This is a genomic window from Pseudomonas sp. BF-R-24 (genome assembly GCF_019947335.1).
GTDB lineage: Bacteria > Pseudomonadota > Gammaproteobacteria > Pseudomonadales > Pseudomonadaceae > Aquipseudomonas > Aquipseudomonas jessenii.
This window is the reverse complement of sequence record NZ_JAGYGG010000041.1, coordinates 29,352-48,514: the sequence shown is the minus strand read 5'-3', so window position 1 is coordinate 48,514 and position 19,163 is coordinate 29,352. Positions and strand designations below refer to the sequence as shown.

The window sequence follows — 19,163 nt, the reverse complement described above, 5'->3', positions numbered from 1 at the left end:
CCCTCCCATATTCCCTGGTCTAGCCTTTTGATGATTTCATCATGAGAGAGGGCAAGGGAATGCCTGAGCTGTCAGCTTCACACCGCCTGCGCATCGGCCGGTACGCCGAGCAAAACCGCATCTATCTACTGACTGCCAATACCCTGAAGCGAGAGCCCGTTTTCAGGGACTACCGCTTGGGCAGGTTGGTGGTGAATCACTTCAGGCAAGCGCAGAGTGAGGGATTTGCCGATTCCTTGGCCTGGGTGGTCATGCCCGATCATTTTCATTGGTTGATTCAGTTGCAAAAGGGGACGCTGGCGCAATTGATGTGTCAGGCGAAATCCCTGAGCACTCGAGCAGTCAATTCGGCGCTCGGAAGAACAGGTAGCCTTTGGCAGCAAGGCTTTCATGATCATGCGCTGCGAAAAGAGGAAGATCTGGTAAAGCTGGCTCGATATGTCGTGGCTAACCCGTTGCGGGCAGGGTTGGTCGAGAAGCTTGGCGACTATCCGTTGTGGGATGCGATCTGGGTTTGATCTAAAACCGAGTTGTCGCCATTCGCGAGCAAGCCCGCTCCCACACTGGATTTTCAGCGCCCACCAATCCGCTGTGGGAGCGGGCCTGCTGGCGAAGGCCGCGCCGCAGTCTACCGCTCGGGCTCACACCCTTTGAGTACCAACCGGATAATCGTCTGCGCCGCCGCTTCATAGTCCACTTCATCCAGCTTCGCCTTGCCGGTGATGGCGGTGATTTGCCAGTCGAAGTCGGCGTAGGTCTGGGTCGCGGCCCAGATGCTGAACATCAGGTGGTTGGGATCGATGGGGGCGATTTGCCCGCGGTCGATCCAGGTCTGGATGCACTCGATGTTGTGTTTGGCCTGGCCATTGAGCTGTTCGACCAGATCGCTGCTCAGGTGGGGGGCGCCGTGCATGATTTCGCTGGCGAACACCTTCGAGGCGAAAGGCAGGTCGCGGGAGATGCGGATTTTCGAGCGGATGTAGCCGCTGAGCACTTCACCGGGCTCGCCGTCCGGATTGAACGGTGTCGAGGCCTGCAGGATGGGCTCGATGATGCTTTCCAGAACCTCGCGGTAGAGGTTTTCCTTGGACTTGAAGTAGTAGTAGACGTTGGGCTTTGGCAATCCCGCCTTGGCTGCGATGTCGCTGGTTTTGGTCGCAGCGAAGCCTTTGTCGGCGAATTCCTCACTGGCGGCACGCAGGATCAGTTGTTTGTTGCGCTCGCGGATAGTGCTCATAAACCGGGTGATTCCTTGCCTGTTCTGGCGGTTGCGCATGGTATCACCGGCCTCGCGCGGCGCTCAAGAATGCACCGTAGGCTCTTATGTCGCGCTATGCTGCTGCGCATTCATTGCAGAAGGAAACCTGATTCATGGCAGGAAGCAGTTTGCTGGTGCTGATCGACGACATCGCGACCGTGCTGGATGACGTGTCCTTGATGACCCAAATGGCCGCCAAGAAAACGGCCGGCGTACTCGGTGACGACCTGGCGCTCAACGCTCAGCAAGTCAGTGGAGTGCGTGCCGAACGGGAAATCCCGGTGGTCTGGGCGGTCGCCAAGGGTTCGTTCATCAATAAACTGATCCTGGTGCCGTCGGCGCTGGCGATCAGTGCGTTCATTCCGTGGCTGGTTACACCGCTGTTGATGGTCGGCGGTGCCTATCTGTGCTTTGAAGGGTTTGAGAAGCTCGCCCACAAGTTCCTGCACAGCAAGGCTGAAGACGCCGCCGAGCATGCGCAGCTGGTTGAGGCGGTGGCCGATCCTGCCACCGATCTGGTGGCGTTCGAGAAGGACAAGATCAAAGGCGCGATCCGCACCGACTTCATTCTTTCGGCGGAAATCATCGCCATCACCCTCGGCACCGTGGCCGGCGCTCCATTGACCCAGCAAATCATCGTGCTTTCGGGCATTGCCATTGTCATGACGGTCGGCGTGTACGGATTGGTAGCGGGTATCGTCAAGCTCGACGACCTTGGCCTGTGGTTGACCCAAAAACCCGGGCAGATGGCGAAAAGCATCGGTGGCGGGATTCTGCGTGCGGCACCGTACATGATGAAGAGCCTGTCGGTGATCGGCACGGCGGCGATGTTTCTGGTGGGCGGCGGGATTCTCACGCACGGTGTGCCGGTGGTGCATCACTGGATCGAAAGTGTCGGTGCGGCGGCGGGTGGCGGCGGATTTATCGTGCCGGTGTTGCTCAATGGCGTGGCGGGGATTGTGGCGGGGGCGGGGGTGTTGGTTGGCGTGATGGCTGTCAGCAAGATCTGGAAGGCGCTGAAAGGCTGAAAGCAACACAAGGCAAATGTGGGAGCGGGCTTGCTCGCGAAGAGGTCGTGTCAGTCACCAAATAGGTTGTCTGACACACCGCTTTCGCGAGCAAGCCCGCTCCCACAGTGTTTTTCGGTTGCCGGGCTTACTCGGCAACCTGCAACTTGCGCGCTTCGGTGTACACGTAACGCACTTTCTCGTACTCGAATGGCGAGTTCATCTGACCATAGCGGAAGCCGGTCTGGTGGCGCTTGTCGATGCCGCGCAGGATCACGACTTCCGGATGGTTGGAGCTGACTTCGGCCACGTTGAGGAAGTTGATCGCATTCTCGGCCGAGTAATCCACCAGCAGGCCGCCGGTGTCACGCAGGTTCGACGGACCGAGGATCGGCAGGACGAAATAAGCGCCGCCCGGCACGCCGTAGAAGCCTAAAGTCTGGCCGAAGTCTTCGCTCTGACGCGGCAGGCCCATGGCGGTGGCCGGGTCCCACAGGCCGGCGATGCCGATGGTGGTGTTGAGCAGTAGTCGCCCGGTGGTTTCCAGCGAGCGCTGGCCCTTGAGTTGCAGCAGGCTGTTCATCAGGTTCGGCACGTCGCCGAGGTTGTTGAAGAAGTTGCTGACACCGGTGCGCAGGAAGCTCGGGGTAACGTAGCGGTAACCATTGACCACCGGCAGGAACACCCATTGGTCGAAGCGGTAGTTGAAGTGATAGACGCGCCGGTTCCACTCCTCCAGCGGATCGTAGACGGCCAGCGCGTTGAGCGTCGAACGCTCGAACTCGCGTTGATCCAGGCCCGGGTTGAATTTGAGTTTGCTCAGCGGCTCCTTGAAGCCATCGCTGTCGACGACCACGGGGGCATTGGCTTTGCTGTTGTCGGCATTGGCGACGCCTGCACAGAGTAACGCTGCGAAAAGCAGGAGATATTTAGCCACGGAAAAACTCCAGCATGGCGTCGCTGTTGACGCGGTAGTTAATGTTGCCGCAGTGGCCGCCATACGGGTAAACGGTCAGGCGATCACCGAAGGTCTTGCGAAGGAAGCCCAGGTCGCCAGGACCGAGGATTACGTCATCGGCGTTGTGCATGACCGCGATTTTCGGGCTTTCGTGCAGGTAGTCCTTCAGTGCATACAGGCTCACCTGGTCAATCAGTTGCAGCAGGCTGCCGCCGTCGGTGCGGGCGCGCCACATCGGGATCACTTGTTCGGTGATGTAGCAGTCGAAGTCGCATTGCAGCGCACGCTTGAGGAATGGCGTGAGGCTGGTGCCCTCGGTGATCGGGAACTTGGGTGGGGTGATCAGGCCGCGACGATTGACCAGGTCCGAAGTGAAGGCGATGTCGGCCGCCGAAAAGCGGAACGAGGTGCCGATCAACATGGCCATCTGCTCGTTGGTCAGGTGCTGCTTGGACTGCTGGAAGTCGTAGAGCAGGGCGTCATTGAGGTCGATGTAGCCCTTCTGCTGGAAGTAGCGGGTGAGCTTGTCCAGTACCAGTTCATAGAATGTGGTGCTGGTGTTGATGCCCTTGACCTCGGTCTGGACCAGCTTGTCGAGGTTGGTGATCGAGGTGTAGAGGTTGACCGGCGGGTTGAGCAGCAGGACTTTCTTGAAGTTGAAGCTGCGGCGGGTTTCGTCCAGGTGAGAGACGAAAGCGGCATCCAGTGCACCCAGGCTGTACCCGGTCAGGTAGTAATCGGTGACCGGCACTTTTGGATTCTGTGCCCGTACGGCCTGCATCACCCGGTACAGATCTTCGGCGTCTTCCTTGGAAACACCCGGCGTGGCGAAGCGTGATGCGGCGCTCATGAAGTCATAGCTGGTGGGCGATGACAACTGCACCACGTGGTAGCCGGCTTTGTAATAGAGCTTCTTCAGGTATTCGTTCAGGGTGCTGTCATAGCGCGCGCCGGTGCCGGCGATCAGGAACATCAGCGGTGCGGCGTGATCCTGTGTGGCAATGCGATAGTCGAGCGTCTTGACCGCCCAGAAGTTGTTCGGCAATTCGAACGCCCGTTCCGGACGCAAGGTGACACTGCGCACCGTCTGATCGATGTCTTCGTCCAGGGGTAACTCCGGACGCAGGTCCGGCGGTGTGGTCGCGATGGTCGCCTCGAACGGGTTGGTCAGGGGGTAGCCATAGCTGGCGGCGTCAATGTCGGCCGCCAGTGCGGACGCACTCAATATAAGGCCGCCGAACAGGGCAGCGAAGCGCAAGGAACGGAGCATGACTAAATCCCTTAGAGGAAGGTACCGAATGAATTTCGCAGGCTATGACCACCGGATTTGCGCCAAAGTGCCAACCCTCGGCACCAAACAGGCTTAATTTCGAAGTAATAGTAGCTGGACGATACACTTTGCAGCGATTGAAAGACCAGTTAACAGTTGTTATCGCTTGCGAAACGCTTAAGGGCGATTAAGCTGGCCGCCGCTTTTCGCCAATTGGAGTGTTTCATGTCTCGCCGCTTGCCCGTGATTCTGCTGCTTGTTTTGCTGCCTTTATGGTTGGCCGCCAGTTATGGCGCGCGCTATGGCTTCATGGAGGATGCGCAGTGGGTCGGCATTTGCGTGGATGAAGCGAATCGTTGGGAATGCCTGGTACGTTCGAAGCTGGGGCTGATGATTCATTTCGGGGTGCTGGGCTGGGCTGCGCTGGGTGCGGCGATCATCGGCTTTGTCGTGCCGGGGCGGGCAGGCTGGTGGCTGGCGGTGCTGGCGCTGGTGTTCGGTTTTCCGGCACTGGCGTTGTACAACACCACGCTGGCAGTGTTTGCGGTGGTGATTGCGGGGTTGCGGTTGGTCAGGGCTTCTCGCAGCGCTTAAAAGTCCGTCTTCGCGAGCAAGCCCGCTCCCACATTTGATCTTTATCGCACGCAAACATTGTGTTCACAGAAGATCTACTGGGGGAGCGAGCTTGCTCGCGATGAGGTCAGTCAGGTCGCTAAAGAGTTAAACCTTGCGAACCCGCAAGCAGCGCCACAACGCAGCCACGATCAACACACTCACCAGCGCCCAACCCCAGGCCTGCTGGTTCTGCAAACCTTCACGGTACAGCTGCGGTGCAATGCCGGCACCGATGATGAAGGTCAGCAGCGCAATCTCGCGGCGCGGCACGTTCACCGGGCGGCACAGATAGACCAGTGCCGGCACGATGAACGCGACACTCGGGAAGCTGCGATAACGCGGATCGAGCACCAGTTCCAGCATCATCACGGCTGCTGCGAAACCTGTCGTTGCAACCAGCCAGCCAGCTCGGCGCTCAAGCAGGTTGAAAGCTCGCCCACGCCAACCGTTGCGAGGGCTCAATGTCAGCGCGGCATGAGCCAGCACCAGCAGATTCAGGGCGGTCAGCAATCCGACCCATAGCCATTCACTGGTAAAACGCGTGGTCACCCGTGCCAGGTCACCCCAGGCGCCAATCGAACACGCAGCCAAGGCACCGAGCAGGGGCAGCACCAGTGCCGACCGCGTCGTGCGGACCCGACCGCCGAGCAGCAAGGTGCCGATGAAGATCAAGCCGCCAACCGCCAGCCACTGCGACCAGTACGGTACGTTTGTCACGGGCCCCGCCAGCACGCCCTTGTCCTGGCGATCGGCGTCGAACAAGCCCCAGTACCCACCGACCGCACCTTCACTGGCGCGTTTCCAGGGCTGGTCGAAGGCTTCGATCAGGTTGTAGTGCCAACCCTGTTGCTCGGCCATGGCGACAAAGCCGCGAATGAACTTGGCTTCGTTGACCCGGCTCGGCAGGGCCGTTTCGCGCTGGCGACCTTCGCTTGGCCAGCCGGTTTCGCCGATCAGCACATCCTTGGGCGCGAACTTGTTGCCGAACACCTGGCGTACATCGGCCACATGTTGCAGGGCAGCGTCGATGTTCGACGGATCATCTTCCCAGTAGGGCAGCAAGTGAATGGTCAGGAAGTCCACGGCGGGGGCAATTTCCGGATGCTTGAGCCAGAACTCCCAGACGTCGGCGTAGGTGACAGGCTGTTTGACCTGGCTCTTGACCTTGTTGATCAGTTTCGCCAATTGAGCGCCAGTGATTTCCTTGCGCAGCAGGGTTTCGTTGCCGACGATCACTGCGCTCACCACATCCGGGTTGGCATTGGCCGAGGCGATCAGCAGGTCGACTTCTTTCTCGGTGTCCACCGGGTTGCTGTTGACCCAGGCACCGATCATCAGCTTCAAGCCATGCTTGCGCGCCAGGTCCGGCAGGGCTTCGAGGCCGGTCATGGAATAGGTGCGGATGCATTCGAAGCTTTTGGACAGCAGCGCGAGGTCGGCATCCATGCGCTCGGGGCGCAAGTTGAATGGCACGTCAAACGGCGATTGATCCTTGTCGAACGGGGTGTAGGAGGCGCATTGCAGCTTGTGCGTCGCGCTGGCGACGTCCGGTAGGATCACCGGTTTGCCGAGGCCGTACCAGAAGCCGCCAAGGGCAAACAGCCCGAGCAGGCAAGCGAATAGATAAGCAGCAAAAGGGAAGCGGGAGGTCGCGGACATGGTCAGGCCGTGTGGGAGCAAAGCGGCGCATGTTACCTGCATTTGCCGCGTGCTTGGTGGCCTGCATGATTTTGACATGCAAAGTTCGAGCGGATTGGCAGGGGTGTTTGTTGCGCTGAAGATTAATGGCTTTCTGATGTCGTTTCTCGATGCCTTGAGGTCGCTGGCAGAGCAGGTCGCCATGAGCGTCAGGTTGATTATCGCAAGTGTCAGTACTCCGCTGATGTTCGAACGAGTTTGCGGTGGGCGTGATGGGGGCGCTGTGCACCATAACAATACGTTTAAGCGACTCGGCATCCGTCGAGCGCAGCACTTTCGGGGAAGTAACGATGAAGATGCGACGACTCTTGGGCGCAGGTGCGGCTTTGGTGCTGGCGATCAGTTCGGCCGTGGCGAGCGCCGCCGGCAAGGACGTGACGCTCGGTTATGTCGACGGTTGGTCGGACAGTGTCGCCACGACCAACGTGGCGGCTGAAGTGATCAGGCAGAAACTCGGTTATGACGTGAAGCTGCAAGCCGTCGCTACCGGGATCATGTGGCAGGGCGTGGCCACCGGCAAACTCGACGCCATGCTGTCGGCCTGGCTGCCGGTGACCCACGGTGAGTACTGGACGAAGAACAAGGATCAGGTCGTCGACTACGGCCCGAACTTCAAGGACGCGAAAATCGGCCTGATCGTGCCGGAGTACGTCAAGGCCAAGTCCATTGACGACCTCAAGACCGATGACACCTTCAAGAACCGCATTGTCGGCATCGACGCCGGTTCAGGCGTGATGCTCAAGACCGATCAGGCGATCAAGGACTACGACCTGACAGGTTATCAACTCAAGGCCAGTTCTGGCGCCGGCATGATCGCCGAGCTGACCCGTGCCGAGAAGAAGAACGAATCCATCGCGGTCACCGGGTGGGTACCGCACTGGATGTTCGCCAAGTGGAAACTGCGCTTCCTCGAAGACCCGAAAGGCGTGTACGGCGCGGCTGAAACCGTGAACAGCATCGGCAGCAAGGGTCTGGAAGCCAAGGCGCCGGAAGTGGCCAAGTTCCTGAAGAACTTCCAGTGGGAATCCAAGGATGAAATCGGCCAGGTGATGTTGGCGATTCAGGATGGTGCCAAACCTGAAGCCGCGGCGAAGGATTGGATCGCCAAACACCCTGAGCGTGTGGCTGACTGGACTAAATAACAGGCACCTCGCTTTAAATTGTGGGAGCGGGCTTGCTCGCGAAAGCGGTGTAACAGTCAACAATAATGTTGAATGTTATGGCCTCTTCGCGAGCAAGCCCGCTCCCACACTTGTGTATGGCGTACTGAAATTTGGCGAAAACCCCCATGGGGTTCTAAGACTAAGGTCGTCTGGAACCTGCCCCGCAGCCGCATAGAGTGGATACCGTTCCAACTAAATCTGTGCTGCGAGGATAAAAACAATGAACGACAGCATTTACCTCTCGATTCAAAACAGCCCGCGCTTCAAGGAGCTGGTTAGCAAGAGGGAACGATTCGCCTGGATTCTTTCGGCGATCATGCTAGGGCTTTACTCCGGATTCATCCTTCTGATTGCCTACGGGCCGCAGGTGCTGGGGGCGAAAATCAGCCCTGAGTCCTCGATTACCTGGGGCATACCGATCGGTATCGGGCTGATCGTTTCGGCTTTCATCCTGACCGGTATCTACGTACGACGCGCCAACGGCGAGTTCGACGACCTGAACAATGCGATTCTCAAGGAGGCTCAGCAATGATCCGCCGTCTAATGGCTCTTTTGAGCATCGCAGCTTTCGCACCTGGCGCCTGGGCGGCTGACGCCCTGACCGGTGCCGTGCAGAAGCAACCGCTTAACGTGTCCGCGATCGTGATGTTTGTCGCCTTCGTCGGTGCCACCCTGTGCATCACCTACTGGGCTTCCAAGCGTAATAATTCGGCAGCCGACTACTACGCCGCTGGCGGCAAGATCACCGGTTTCCAGAACGGTCTGGCGATTGCCGGTGACTACATGTCGGCTGCGTCCTTCCTGGGTATTTCCGCGCTGGTGTTCACCTCTGGCTACGACGGCCTGATCTACTCGATCGGCTTCCTGGTGGGCTGGCCGATCATTCTGTTCCTGATCGCCGAGCGTCTGCGTAACCTGGGCAAATACACCTTTGCCGACGTGGCGTCCTATCGCCTGGGGCAAACCCAGATCCGCTCGCTGTCCGCTTGTGGTTCGCTGGTGGTGGTGGCGTTCTACCTGATCGCGCAAATGGTCGGTGCCGGCAAGCTGATCCAACTGCTGTTCGGTCTCGATTACCACGTTGCGGTGATCCTGGTCGGTATTCTGATGTGCCTTTACGTGTTGTTCGGCGGCATGCTGGCGACCACCTGGGTGCAAATCATCAAGGCTGTCCTGCTGCTGTCCGGCGCTTCCTTCATGGCGCTGATGGTGATGAAGCACGTCAACTTCGACTTCAACATGCTGTTCTCCGAGGCTATCAAGGTCCACCCGAAAGCTGATGCGATCATGAGCCCTGGCGGCCTGGTGAAAGATCCGATCTCGGCGTTCTCCCTCGGTCTGGCGCTGATGTTCGGTACCGCTGGCCTGCCACACATCCTGATGCGCTTCTTCACCGTGAGTGACGCAAAGGAAGCTCGCAAGAGCGTGTTGTACGCAACCGGTTTCATTGGCTACTTCTACATCCTGACCTTCATCATCGGCTTCGGCGCGATCCTGCTGGTCAGCACCAACCCGGCTTTCAAAGACGCTGCTGGCGCCTTGCTGGGCGGTAACAACATGGCGGCGGTGCACCTGGCCAACGCGGTTGGCGGCAGTATCTTCCTGGGCTTCATCTCGGCAGTAGCGTTTGCGACCATTCTGGCAGTGGTTGCCGGCCTGACCCTGGCCGGTGCTTCGGCGGTGTCCCACGACCTGTATGCCAGCGTGATCAAGAAGGGCAAGGCCAACGAGAAGGACGAGATTCGCGTCTCGAAAATCACCACCATCGCGCTGGCGGTGTTGGCGATCGGTCTGGGCATTCTGTTCGAAAGCCAGAACATCGCGTTCATGGTGGGCCTGGCGTTCTCCATCGCAGCGAGCTGTAACTTCCCGGTGCTGCTGCTTTCCATGTACTGGAAAAAGCTGACCACTCGCGGTGCGATGATCGGTGGCTGGATGGGGCTGGTCAGTGCCGTGGGCCTGATGGTGCTTGGTCCGACCATCTGGGTGCAGATCCTGCATCACGAGAAAGCTATCTTCCCGTATGAGTACCCGGCGCTGTTCTCGATGATGATTGCCTTTGTCGGGATCTGGTTCTTCTCGATCACTGACAAGTCCACTGCTGCGGATAATGAGCGGGCGTTGTTCTTCCCGCAGTTTGTTCGTTCGCAGACTGGCCTGGGTGCAAGTGGTGCTGTTTCGCACTAAGCGTTTGGGTTTGACTGTTTAAGTTGTGTTGAATGGAATGCCCCGGTCGAGAGATCGGGGCATTTTTTTATTGGGCGGTAATCGACCCGGTTTTTTGGATTTGCCCGTTTTACTGTAGGAGCGAGCCTGCTTGCGAAGACTTTGTGCCAGTTGGAGTGTTTTTTGAGGGTGTACATATCCATTCCTTCGGTAGCGGCGACTTATGGTTTCGCCCTTACGGCGAGTCACTTTTTTTACAAGCGCCTAAAAAAAGTAACCAAAAAAACGCTCGCCCCGAACGTACGGCCCCTCGCTAAGGCTCGGCGTTCCTTCGCTCCGGCATTCATCCGGGGGCATTGCCCTCCGGTCGGCTTCGCTTCGACCTACATGCAATGAGTTCGACTGCGTCGAACGGCGCTGCGCGCCAATCCCCGGATAAACACCTCCGCTCAGCCTTCCGAGGGGGCGGGTGGATCAAGATCAAGAGCTGCAGGCGAGCTAACGCTCGGCCTGATGAGTGGTGAAGGGCGTGGGGGTACGCGGCCCTGCTTTTGCTCTGCTCTTCTGTGGGAGCGAGCTTGCTCGCGATGGCGACCTGTCGGCCGATCGAAATTCTGCAGCGAGCTCAACCAGCAACCAGGCCGGCCGGTAGGCCGCCTCGGGTGCTGTGCGGTGTACGCCCCCTCGTGAGGCCGAGTGCAGGTTCTGCGCAGTGGGCAACCCGGCATGGATGCCGGGTTAGCCGCCCCCGGCCATGGATGGCCGATGGCGGCGGGCCCACGGAGCAGGACCGGAGCGAGGGAATGCCGAGCCTGGGCGAGGCACCGAATGTCAGGGGCAAAAGCGCTTGGTTACTTGGCGCTTTTCCAAGTGACCCGCCGTAAGGGCGGAACCAATAGCGGCCGTAACCGCAGAAACGGATATGTACACCATCAAAAAAGCGTACAAACAAAAACGGCCTCCTGCTCTTTATATAAAAAGCAGAGGCCGTTCCCGGTACAACTCAACACGCTACAGCAAGACAGATCTTACTTGCGGTCTTCCAGCTTGGTGATGTCACGCGACTCGTAGCCGGTGTACAACTGGCGCGGACGGCCGATCTTGTACGGGCTGGAGAGCATCTCTTTCCAGTGGGAGATCCAGCCGACGGTCCGCGCCAGGGCGAAGATCACGGTGAACATGCTGGTTGGAATGCCGATCGCCTTGAGGATGATCCCCGAGTAGAAGTCGACGTTCGGGTACAGCGAGCGTTCGATGAAGTACGGGTCGGTCAGGGCGATCTCTTCCAGGCGCATGGCCAGTTCGAGTTGCGGATCGTTCTGGATGCCCAGTTCCTTCAATACTTCGTCGCAGGTCTGCTTCATGACCGTGGCGCGCGGGTCGCGGTTTTTGTAAACGCGGTGACCGAAGCCCATCAGTTTGAACGGATCGTTCTTGTCCTTGGCCTTGGCGATGAACTTGTCGATGTTCGAAACATCGCCGATTTCATCGAGCATGGTCAGTACGGCTTCGTTCGCACCGCCGTGGGCAGGGCCCCACAGTGCAGCGATACCGGCGGCGATACAGGCGAACGGGTTGGCGCCCGAAGAACCCGCCAGGCGCACGGTGGACGTCGAGGCGTTCTGCTCGTGGTCGGCATGGAGGATGAAGATCCGGTCCATGGCCTTGGCGAGTACCGGGCTGATCGGTTTGATCTCGCACGGGGTGTTGAACATCATGTGCAGGAAGTTTTCCGCGTACGACAGGTCGTTGCGCGGGTACATCATGGGTTGGCCCATGGAGTACTTGTAAACCATCGCGGCCAGGGTCGGCATCTTGGCAACCAGGCGGATCGCGGAGATTTCGCGATGCTGCGGGTTATTGATGTCCAGGGAGTCGTGGTAGAACGCCGAGAGGGCGCCGACTACGCCGCACATGACGGCCATCGGGTGGGCGTCGCGACGGAAGCCGTTGAAGAAGGTCTTCAGCTGCTCGTGAACCATGGTGTGGTTCTTCACGGTGCTGACGAACTGGGCCTTCTGTTCTGCGGTCGGCAGTTCGCCGTTGAGCAGCAGATAGCAGGTTTCCAGGTAGTCCGACTTTTCAGCCAGCTGTTCGATCGGGTAGCCGCGGTGCAGCAGAATGCCGTTGTCGCCGTCGATATAGGTGATCTTCGACTCGCACGAGGCGGTCGACATGAAGCCAGGGTCAAAGGTGAAACGGCCCGTGGCCGTCAGGCCCCGAACATCGATAACATCGGGACCAACGGTGCCGGTTAAAATGGGCAGCTCGACGGGGGCTGCGCCCTCGATGATCAACTGCGCTTTTTTGTCAGCCATGTGGCCTCCTATTTATGCTTGAAATCATCAGACAGACCCCCCACGCAGGGCCCGCACCACTATAGTGAGATAAATTCGAATGTCAATTTGCCTAAAGTCTTGCTCCAGAAGGCTTTAACCGGACTTTTTTCTCGAAATTGGCTGCCATTTACGCCTTTTATGTCAGTTGCGCAATCAGCTGTTTGGGTTAGGTGTTTGCGTTGTCATTAGTAGCCTAACTGTCTATACTCGGCCACCGACCGCCAAGGGCTTTTGGGCTTGCTTTCATTGGGGGTCGCATCCCTGGGTGGTGGTTACCTGACCAGTGCACTCCCCAACAACTTTGCCCTGATTGTTAGGGGCTCTTCAGTGTGAAAAAAAAGCCGTGAAAAGCCAACGACCTGTAAACCTAGACCTAAGGACCATCAAACTCCCAGTCACTGCTTACACGTCCATCCTTCACCGAATCTCCGGTGTCATCCTCTTCGTGTGCCTTGCCATCATGCTTTACGCATTGGACAAGTCGCTGAGCTCCGAGGAAGGCTTCGGTCAGGTGAAAGCGTGTCTGACCAGTCCGCTAGCCAAGCTAGTGACATGGGGCATCCTGTCCGCTCTGCTTTATCACCTGGTAGCCGGTGTGCGCCATTTGATCATGGACATGGGCATCGGTGAGACGCTGGAAGGCGGCAAGCTGGGCTCGAAAATCGTTATCGCCGTTTCCGTGGTGGTAATCGTTCTGGCAGGAGTTTGGATATGGTAACTAACGTCACGAACCTGTCGCGTTCGGGCCTCTATGACTGGATGGCGCAACGTGTGTCTGCGGTCGTTCTCGCGGCTTACTTCATCTTCCTGATCGGATACATCGTGGCCAACCCTGGCCTCGAGTACGCCCAGTGGCATGAACTGTTCGCCCATAACGGAATGCGTATTTTCAGCCTCCTGGCCCTTGTTGCCCTCGGCGCTCACGCCTGGGTCGGCATGTGGACCATCGCGACCGACTACCTGACGCCAATGGCGTTCGGCAAGTCCGCGACCGCTATACGTTTCCTTTTCCAGGCAGTCTGCGGCGTTGCGATGTTCGCTTACTTCGTCTGGGGCGTGCAGATTCTCTGGGGTATCTGAGTCATGGCTAACATTCCAACGATTTCTTTCGACGCCATCATTATTGGTGGTGGCGGTGCCGGCATGCGCGCAGCGCTGCAACTGGCACAGGGCGGTCACAAGACTGCCGTGATCACCAAGGTTTTCCCGACCCGTTCGCACACTGTATCCGCCCAGGGCGGCATCACCTGCGCGATCGCGTCCGCTGACCCGAACGATGACTGGCGCTGGCACATGTACGATACCGTCAAGGGTTCCGACTACATCGGTGACCAGGACGCTATCGAATACATGTGTCAGGAAGGCCCGGCTGCCGTTTACGAGCTGGACCACATGGGTATGCCATTCTCGCGTACCGAGCAAGGTCGTATCTACCAGCGTCCATTCGGCGGTCAGTCCAAGGACTACGGTAAAGGCGGCCAGGCTGCGCGTACTTGCGCTGCGTCCGACCGTACCGGTCACGCTCTGCTGCACACCCTTTATCAGGGCAACCTGAAAGCCGGTACCGTGTTCCTGAACGAGTACTACGCTGTCGATCTGGTGAAGAACGGCGAAGGCGAGTTCGTCGGCGTGATCGCCATCTGCATCGAAACCGGCGAAACCACCTACATCCGCGCCAAGGCCACCGTACTGGCCACCGGCGGTGCAGGTCGTATCTACGCTTCGACCACCAACGCCCTGATCAACACCGGTGACGGCGTTGGCATGGCGCTGCGTGCTGGCGTACCGGTACAAGACATCGAAATGTGGCAGTTCCACCCGACCGGTATCGCCGGTGCTGGTGTACTGGTTACAGAAGGTTGCCGTGGTGAAGGTGGATACCTGATCAACAAGCACGGCGAGCGTTTCATGGAGCGTTATGCTCCGAACGCCAAAGACCTTGCCGGTCGTGACGTTGTTGCCCGTTCGATGGTTAAAGAGATCATCGCCGGCAACGGTTGCGGTCCGAACGGCGACCACGTGATGCTCAAGCTCGACCACCTGGGCGAAGAAGTGCTGCACAGCCGTCTGCCAGGCATCTGCGAGCTGTCGAAGACTTTTGCGCACGTTGACCCGGTTGTTGCTCCGGTTCCGGTTGTTCCGACCTGCCACTATATGATGGGCGGCGTTGCCACCAACATTCATGGCCAGGCAATCACCCAGAACGCCGAAGGCGTGGACGAGATCATCCCTGGTCTGTTCGCTGTAGGTGAAGTGGCTTGCGTATCGGTTCACGGTGCCAACCGTCTGGGCGGCAACTCGCTGCTCGACCTGGTGGTATTCGGCCGTGCTGCCGGTCTGCACCTGGAAAAGGCGCTGACCGACGGTATCGAATACGACGAAGCCACCGACGCCGACATCCAGGCTGCCCTGGCGCGCCTGTCCGCCCTGAACGAGCGTACCGAAGGCGAAGACGTGGCAACCCTGCGTCGCGAGCTGCAAAACTGCATGCAGAACTACTTCGGTGTATTCCGTACCGGCGAATACATGCAGAAGGGTATTGCCCAGCTGGCTGACCTGCGCAAGCGCATCGCCAACGTGAAGATCAACGATAAGTCGCAGGCGTTCAACACTGCACGTATCGAAGCTCTGGAGCTGCAGAACCTGCTGGAAGTGGCCGAAGCCACCGCCATCGCTGCTGAAGTGCGTAAAGAGTCCCGTGGTGCTCACGCCCGTGAAGACTTCGAAGATCGTGACGACGAAAACTGGCTGTGCCACACCCTTTACTTCCCGGGTGACAAGCGCGTGACCAAGCGTGCCGTGAACTTCTCGCCGAAGACTGTTCCGACTTTTGAACCTAAGATTCGGACTTATTAAGGGTGGCCGCCATGTTGCAAGTCAGCGTTTATCGTTACAACCCTGATCAGGACGCCGCGCCGTTCATGCAGGAATTCCAGGTTGATACCGGTGGTAAAGACCTGATGGTGCTGGACGTGCTGGCCCTGATCAAAGAGCAGGACGAGGGTTTCTCCTATCGTCGCTCTTGCCGTGAAGGTGTTTGCGGTTCCGACGGCATGAACATCAACGGCAAAAACGGCCTGGCGTGCGTCACGCCGCTGTCTGCTGTCGTAAAAGGTAACAAGTTGATCGTTCGTCCTCTGCCAGGTTTGCCGGTTATCCGTGACCTGGTCGTCGATATGAGCATCTTCTACAAGCAATACGAAAAGGTTAAGCCATACCTGCAGAACGACACGCCGGCTCCGGCCATCGAGCGCCTGCAGTCCCCTGAAGAACGTGAAAAGCTGGACGGTCTGTACGAGTGCATCCTGTGCGCTTGCTGCTCGACTTCCTGCCCGTCCTTCTGGTGGAACCCGGACAAGTTCCTGGGTCCAGCTGCCCTGCTGCAAGCGTACCGCTTCCTGGCAGACAGCCGTGACACCAAGACGTCCGAGCGTCTGGCTTCGCTGGATGACCCGTTCAGCGTATTCCGCTGCCGCGGGATCATGAACTGCGTCAACGTATGTCCGAAAGGCCTGAACCCGACTAAGGCCATCGGTCACATCCGTAACATGTTGCTCTCAAGCGGCGTGTGATTCAGCTGCTGTACCCGCTGTACCCGTAGATGCTACGGCGCAGGCTTCAACCGGCGCCGTAGTTTTAACCTGAGCAGCAGCTTAAAAGGCTGCGGCTCTTATTTTGAAGAAATGAGACAAGCAGGGGCATCCGGGCTGGTACCCGGACTATCAGTGTGATCCTAGTGGCTTGTTTTGGTCGCTGCATTCGGACTTCTGCAAGTTTGCTCGGTGTCGACATCGATGGTGTTCCCCTAACCGAGGGTGACCAAGCATGCAAGAAAGCGTGATGCAGCGCATGTGGAACAGCGCCTACCTATCCGGTAGTAACGCTGCCTATGTGGAAGAGCTTTACGAGCTCTACCTGCACGACCCTAACGCTGTGCCAGAAGAGTGGCGCACCTACTTCCAGAAGTTGCCTGCTGACGGCAACTCTGCCACCGATGTTTCGCACTCCACAATTCGCGATCATTTCGTCTTGCTGGCAAAGAACCAGCGCCGCGCCCAACCGGTTTCCGCCGGCAGCGTGAGCAGTGAGCACGAGAAGAAGCAAGTTGAAGTGCTGCGATTGATCCAGGCCTACCGTATGCGTGGCCACCAGGCAGCCCAGCTTGACCCGCTGGGGCTGTGGCAGCGTCCTGCACCTGCAGACCTGTCGATCAATCATTACGGCTTGACCAATGCCGATCTTGATACGACCTTCCGTGCCGGCGACCTGTTCATCGGCAAAGAGGAAGCGAGCCTACGCGAAATTCACGAAGCGTTGCAGCAGACATATTGCCGCACCATTGGCGCTGAATTCACGCACATCACCGATTCCGAGCAGCGCCAGTGGTTCCAGCAGCGTCTGGAAAGCGTGCGCGGTCGTCCGACGTACTCCGCCGACATCAAGAGCCACCTGCTCGAGCGCGTGACCGCCGGCGAAGGCCTGGAAAAATACCTGGGCACCAAATACCCGGGTACCAAGCGTTTCGGTCTGGAAGGCGGCGAAAGCCTGATTCCGATGCTCGACGAGCTGATCCAGCGTTCCGGTTCCTACGGCACCAAGGAAATCGTCATCGGCATGGCCCACCGTGGCCGTCTGAACGTGCTGGTCAACACCTTCGGCAAGAACCCGCGCGAGCTGTTCGACGAGTTCGAAGGCAAGAAGAAGGTCGAGCTGGGTTCCGGTGACGTGAAATACCACCAGGGCTTCTCGTCCAACGTGATGACCACCGGCGGTGAAGTTCACCTGGCCATGGCGTTCAACCCGTCCCACCTGGAAATCGTTTCCCCGGTGGTCGAGGGTTCGGTTCGCGCCCGTCAGGATCGTCGCAACGACCCGACCGGTGAGAAGGTTCTGCCGATCTCCATCCACGGTGACGCTGCATTCGCCGGTCAAGGCGTGGTCATGGAAACCTTCCAGATGTCGCAGACCCGCGGTTTCAAGACCGGCGGTACCGTGCACATCGTGATCAACAACCAGGTCGGTTTCACCATCAGCAACCCGCTGGACTCGCGTTCCACCGAGTACGCAACCGACGTTGCGAAAATGATCCAGGCGCCGATCCTCCATGTGAATGGTGATGATCCGGAAGCCGTATTGTTCGTGACCCAGCTGGCCATCGACTACCGCATGCAGTTCAAGCGTGACGTGGTGATCGACCTGGTCTGCTACCGTCGTCGCGGCCACAACGAGGCCGACGAGCCAAGCGGCACCCAGCCTCTGATGTATCAGCAGATCACCAAACAGCGCACCACCCGTGAGCTGTATGCCGATCGTCTGACCCAGGCCGGTGTGCTGGATGCTGAGCGTGTCAAGGCGAAAGTCGACGAGTACCGCAACGCCCTGGACAACGGTCTGCACGTGGTCAAAAGCCTGGTCAAAGAGCCGAACAAAGAGTTGTTCGTGGACTGGCGTCCGTATCTGGGCCACGCCTGGACCGCGCGTCACGACACTCGCTTCGACCTCAAGACCTTGCAGGAACTGTCCGCCAAGCTGCTGGAAATCCCGGAAGGCTTCGTGGTTCAGCGCCAGGTTGCCAAGATCTACGAAGACCGCCAGAAGATGCAAGCCGGCGGCCTGCCGATCAACTGGGGTTACGCCGAAACCATGGCGTACGCGACCCTGGCGTTCGAAGGTCACCCGATTCGCATGACTGGCCAGGACATCGGCCGCGGCACGTTCTCGCACCGCCATGCTGTCCTGCACAACCAGAAGGACGCGGGCACCTACATCCCGCTGCAGAACCTGTACGACGGTCAGCCACGCTTCGACCTGTACGACTCGTTCCTGTCCGAAGAAGCGGTATTGGCGTTCGAGTACGGTTACTCGACCACCACGCCGAATGCCCTGGTTATCTGGGAAGCCCAGTTCGGCGACTTCGCCAACGGCGCCCAGGTAGTTATCGACCAGTTCATCACCAGTGGCGAGCACAAGTGGGGCCGCCTGTGCGGTCTGACCATGCTGCTGCCGCACGGTTATGAAGGTCAGGGTCCGGAGCACTCCTCGGCTCGTCTGGAGCGTTACCTGCAGTTGTGCGCCGAGCACAACATTCAGGTGTGCATGCCGACGACGCCGGCTCAGATCTACCACTTGCTGCGCCGTCAGGTGATCCGCCCGCTGCGCAAGCCACTGGTAGTCCTGACTCCGAAGTCGCTGTTGCGCCACAAGCTGGCCATCTCGACGCTGGAAGATCTGGCCGAAGGTTCGTTCCAGACCGTTATCCCGGAAATCGATGCCCAAGACCCGAAAAAGGTCGAGCGCGTTGTTCTGTGTAGCGGCAAGGTCTACTACGACCTGCTGGAAAAACGCCGTGCCGAAGGTCGTGACGACATCGCTGTCGTGCGTATCGAGCAGCTGTACCCATTCCCTGAGGACGACTTGAAAGAAGTCCTGGCTCCTTATACCAACGTCAAGCATGCCGTCTGGTGTCAGGAAGAGCCGATGAACCAGGGTGCGTGGTACTGCAGCCAACACCACATGCGTCGCAGCATCAGCAACCTCAACAAGTCTCTCGTACTCGAGTACGCGGGCCGTGAGGCTTCTGCTGCACCTGCATGCGGTTACGCATCGATGCACGCCGAACAGCAGGAACAACTGCTGCAAGACGCCTTTACTGTTTAACGCCTTCGCGCACCTGAAACCGAATTTAAGGA

16 protein-coding genes are annotated in these 19,163 nt (G+C 58.6%); 11 read left to right on the top strand and 5 right to left on the bottom strand.

Going from position 1 to position 19,163, the window contains the following annotated elements; translation table 11 throughout:
- The first annotated feature begins 59 nt into the window (after positions 1-59).
- On the top strand, positions 60-518 hold the full coding sequence (locus KGA98_RS24295; RefSeq protein ID WP_218543195.1) for an REP-associated tyrosine transposase: 459 nt from the start codon (positions 60-62) through the stop codon (positions 516-518).
- 110 nt (positions 519-628) lie between these two features.
- On the opposite strand, the gene KGA98_RS24290 is transcribed toward KGA98_RS24295, so the two are convergent.
- Positions 629-1,237 carry a TetR/AcrR family transcriptional regulator gene (locus KGA98_RS24290; protein ID WP_150814896.1) on the bottom strand — a complete coding sequence of 203 codons (609 nt, stop codon included), beginning with the start codon at positions 1,235-1,237 and terminating at the stop codon, positions 629-631.
- 134 nt (positions 1,238-1,371) lie between these two features.
- Between KGA98_RS24290 and KGA98_RS24285 the strand changes: the two genes are divergently transcribed.
- On the top strand, positions 1,372-2,286 hold the full coding sequence (locus KGA98_RS24285) for a DUF808 domain-containing protein (RefSeq protein WP_223504143.1): 915 nt from the start codon (positions 1,372-1,374) through the stop codon (positions 2,284-2,286).
- Positions 2,287-2,413: 127 nt separating this feature from the next.
- On the opposite strand, the gene KGA98_RS24280 is transcribed toward KGA98_RS24285, so the two are convergent.
- Together KGA98_RS24280 and KGA98_RS24275 are read right to left on the bottom strand one after the other, a co-directional pair.
- Positions 2,414-3,202 (bottom strand): VacJ family lipoprotein, encoded by a 789-nt coding sequence (locus KGA98_RS24280; protein WP_057715837.1) that lies wholly within the window; start codon positions 3,200-3,202, stop codon positions 2,414-2,416.
- Entirely contained in the window at positions 3,195-4,493 is a 1,299-nt protein-coding gene (locus KGA98_RS24275; protein ID WP_057715836.1) for a serine/threonine protein kinase, read from the bottom strand. The genes KGA98_RS24280 and KGA98_RS24275 overlap by 8 nt, the downstream gene beginning before the upstream one ends.
- Positions 4,494-4,718: 225 nt before the next feature.
- Here KGA98_RS24275 and KGA98_RS24270 point away from each other — a divergent pair, with 225 nt between their 5' ends.
- Positions 4,719-5,087: a hypothetical protein gene (locus tag KGA98_RS24270; RefSeq protein WP_150814894.1), complete on the top strand. Its 369-nt coding sequence runs from the start codon at positions 4,719-4,721 to the stop codon at positions 5,085-5,087.
- Positions 5,088-5,213: 126 nt separating this feature from the next.
- Here KGA98_RS24270 and KGA98_RS24265 read toward each other — a convergent pair whose 3' ends face one another.
- Positions 5,214-6,809: a beta (1-6) glucans synthase gene (locus KGA98_RS24265; RefSeq protein ID WP_154909966.1), complete on the bottom strand. Its 1,596-nt coding sequence runs from the start codon at positions 6,807-6,809 to the stop codon at positions 5,214-5,216.
- Between the two features lie 287 nt (positions 6,810-7,096).
- Between KGA98_RS24265 and KGA98_RS24260 the strand changes: the two genes are divergently transcribed.
- The 3 genes from KGA98_RS24260 (at position 7,097) to KGA98_RS24250 (ending at position 10,156) form a co-directional block, all read left to right on the top strand.
- Positions 7,097-7,948 (top strand): glycine betaine ABC transporter substrate-binding protein, encoded by an 852-nt coding sequence (locus KGA98_RS24260; protein WP_057715833.1) that lies wholly within the window; start codon positions 7,097-7,099, stop codon positions 7,946-7,948.
- 241 nt (positions 7,949-8,189) lie between these two features.
- Positions 8,190-8,501 carry a DUF485 domain-containing protein gene (locus tag KGA98_RS24255; protein ID WP_102669691.1) on the top strand — a complete coding sequence of 104 codons (312 nt, stop codon included), beginning with the start codon at positions 8,190-8,192 and terminating at the stop codon, positions 8,499-8,501.
- Entirely contained in the window at positions 8,498-10,156 is a 1,659-nt protein-coding gene (locus tag KGA98_RS24250) for a cation acetate symporter (RefSeq protein WP_154909967.1), read from the top strand. Before KGA98_RS24255 ends, KGA98_RS24250 begins: the two co-directional genes overlap by 4 nt.
- A 1,007-nt stretch (positions 10,157-11,163) precedes the next feature.
- Here the strand turns inward: KGA98_RS24250 and gltA are convergent.
- On the bottom strand, positions 11,164-12,453 hold the full coding sequence (gltA, locus tag KGA98_RS24245) for a citrate synthase (protein ID WP_007977501.1): 1,290 nt from the start codon (positions 12,451-12,453) through the stop codon (positions 11,164-11,166).
- Between the two features lie 364 nt (positions 12,454-12,817).
- Here gltA and sdhC point away from each other — a divergent pair, with 364 nt between their 5' ends.
- From sdhC to KGA98_RS24220, 5 genes are all read left to right on the top strand, one after another.
- Positions 12,818-13,192, top strand: a complete 375-nt coding sequence (sdhC, locus tag KGA98_RS24240; protein ID WP_032829628.1) for a succinate dehydrogenase, cytochrome b556 subunit — start codon at positions 12,818-12,820, stop codon at positions 13,190-13,192.
- The gene (gene sdhD, locus KGA98_RS24235) at positions 13,186-13,554 is read left to right on the top strand and encodes a succinate dehydrogenase, hydrophobic membrane anchor protein (protein ID WP_008049683.1); all 369 of its coding nucleotides are present in this window, start codon (positions 13,186-13,188) and stop codon (positions 13,552-13,554) included. Before sdhC ends, sdhD begins: the two co-directional genes overlap by 7 nt.
- Positions 13,555-13,557: 3 nt before the next feature.
- The gene (gene sdhA / locus KGA98_RS24230; RefSeq protein ID WP_057715828.1) at positions 13,558-15,330 is read left to right on the top strand and encodes a succinate dehydrogenase flavoprotein subunit; all 1,773 of its coding nucleotides are present in this window, start codon (positions 13,558-13,560) and stop codon (positions 15,328-15,330) included.
- An 11-nt stretch (positions 15,331-15,341) separates the two neighbouring features.
- Complete coding sequence (locus KGA98_RS24225; RefSeq protein ID WP_008063297.1) at positions 15,342-16,046, top strand: succinate dehydrogenase iron-sulfur subunit; 705 nt, start codon at positions 15,342-15,344, stop codon at positions 16,044-16,046.
- 253 nt (positions 16,047-16,299) lie between these two features.
- Positions 16,300-19,131 (top strand): 2-oxoglutarate dehydrogenase E1 component, encoded by a 2,832-nt coding sequence (locus tag KGA98_RS24220; RefSeq protein ID WP_090453893.1) that lies wholly within the window; start codon positions 16,300-16,302, stop codon positions 19,129-19,131.
- The last annotated feature ends 32 nt before the right edge of the window (positions 19,132-19,163 follow it).

Excerpts from the sequence above, each read along its gene's own strand:
- KGA98_RS24290 (WP_150814896.1), bottom strand. The coding sequence starts at position 1,237 with ATGAGCACTATCCGCGAGCGCAACAAACAACTGATCCTGCGTGCCGCC.
- sdhA (WP_057715828.1), top strand. The coding sequence starts at position 13,558 with ATGGCTAACATTCCAACGATTTCTTTCGACGCCATCATTATTGGTGGT.
- KGA98_RS24250 (WP_154909967.1), top strand. The coding sequence starts at position 8,498 with ATGATCCGCCGTCTAATGGCTCTTTTGAGCATCGCAGCTTTCGCACCT.
- KGA98_RS24260 (WP_057715833.1), top strand. The coding sequence starts at position 7,097 with ATGAAGATGCGACGACTCTTGGGCGCAGGTGCGGCTTTGGTGCTGGCG.
- KGA98_RS24270 (WP_150814894.1), top strand. The coding sequence starts at position 4,719 with ATGTCTCGCCGCTTGCCCGTGATTCTGCTGCTTGTTTTGCTGCCTTTA.
- KGA98_RS24275 (WP_057715836.1), bottom strand. The coding sequence starts at position 4,493 with ATGCTCCGTTCCTTGCGCTTCGCTGCCCTGTTCGGCGGCCTTATATTG.
- KGA98_RS24265 (WP_154909966.1), bottom strand. The coding sequence starts at position 6,809 with ATGCAGGTAACATGCGCCGCTTTGCTCCCACACGGCCTGACCATGTCC.
- KGA98_RS24285 (WP_223504143.1), top strand. The coding sequence starts at position 1,372 with ATGGCAGGAAGCAGTTTGCTGGTGCTGATCGACGACATCGCGACCGTG.
- KGA98_RS24220 (WP_090453893.1), top strand. The coding sequence starts at position 16,300 with ATGCAAGAAAGCGTGATGCAGCGCATGTGGAACAGCGCCTACCTATCC.
- KGA98_RS24295 (WP_218543195.1), top strand. The coding sequence starts at position 60 with ATGCCTGAGCTGTCAGCTTCACACCGCCTGCGCATCGGCCGGTACGCC.
- gltA (WP_007977501.1), bottom strand. The coding sequence starts at position 12,453 with ATGGCTGACAAAAAAGCGCAGTTGATCATCGAGGGCGCAGCCCCCGTC.
- KGA98_RS24225 (WP_008063297.1), top strand. The coding sequence starts at position 15,342 with ATGTTGCAAGTCAGCGTTTATCGTTACAACCCTGATCAGGACGCCGCG.
- KGA98_RS24255 (WP_102669691.1), top strand. The coding sequence starts at position 8,190 with ATGAACGACAGCATTTACCTCTCGATTCAAAACAGCCCGCGCTTCAAG.
- sdhD (WP_008049683.1), top strand. The coding sequence starts at position 13,186 with ATGGTAACTAACGTCACGAACCTGTCGCGTTCGGGCCTCTATGACTGG.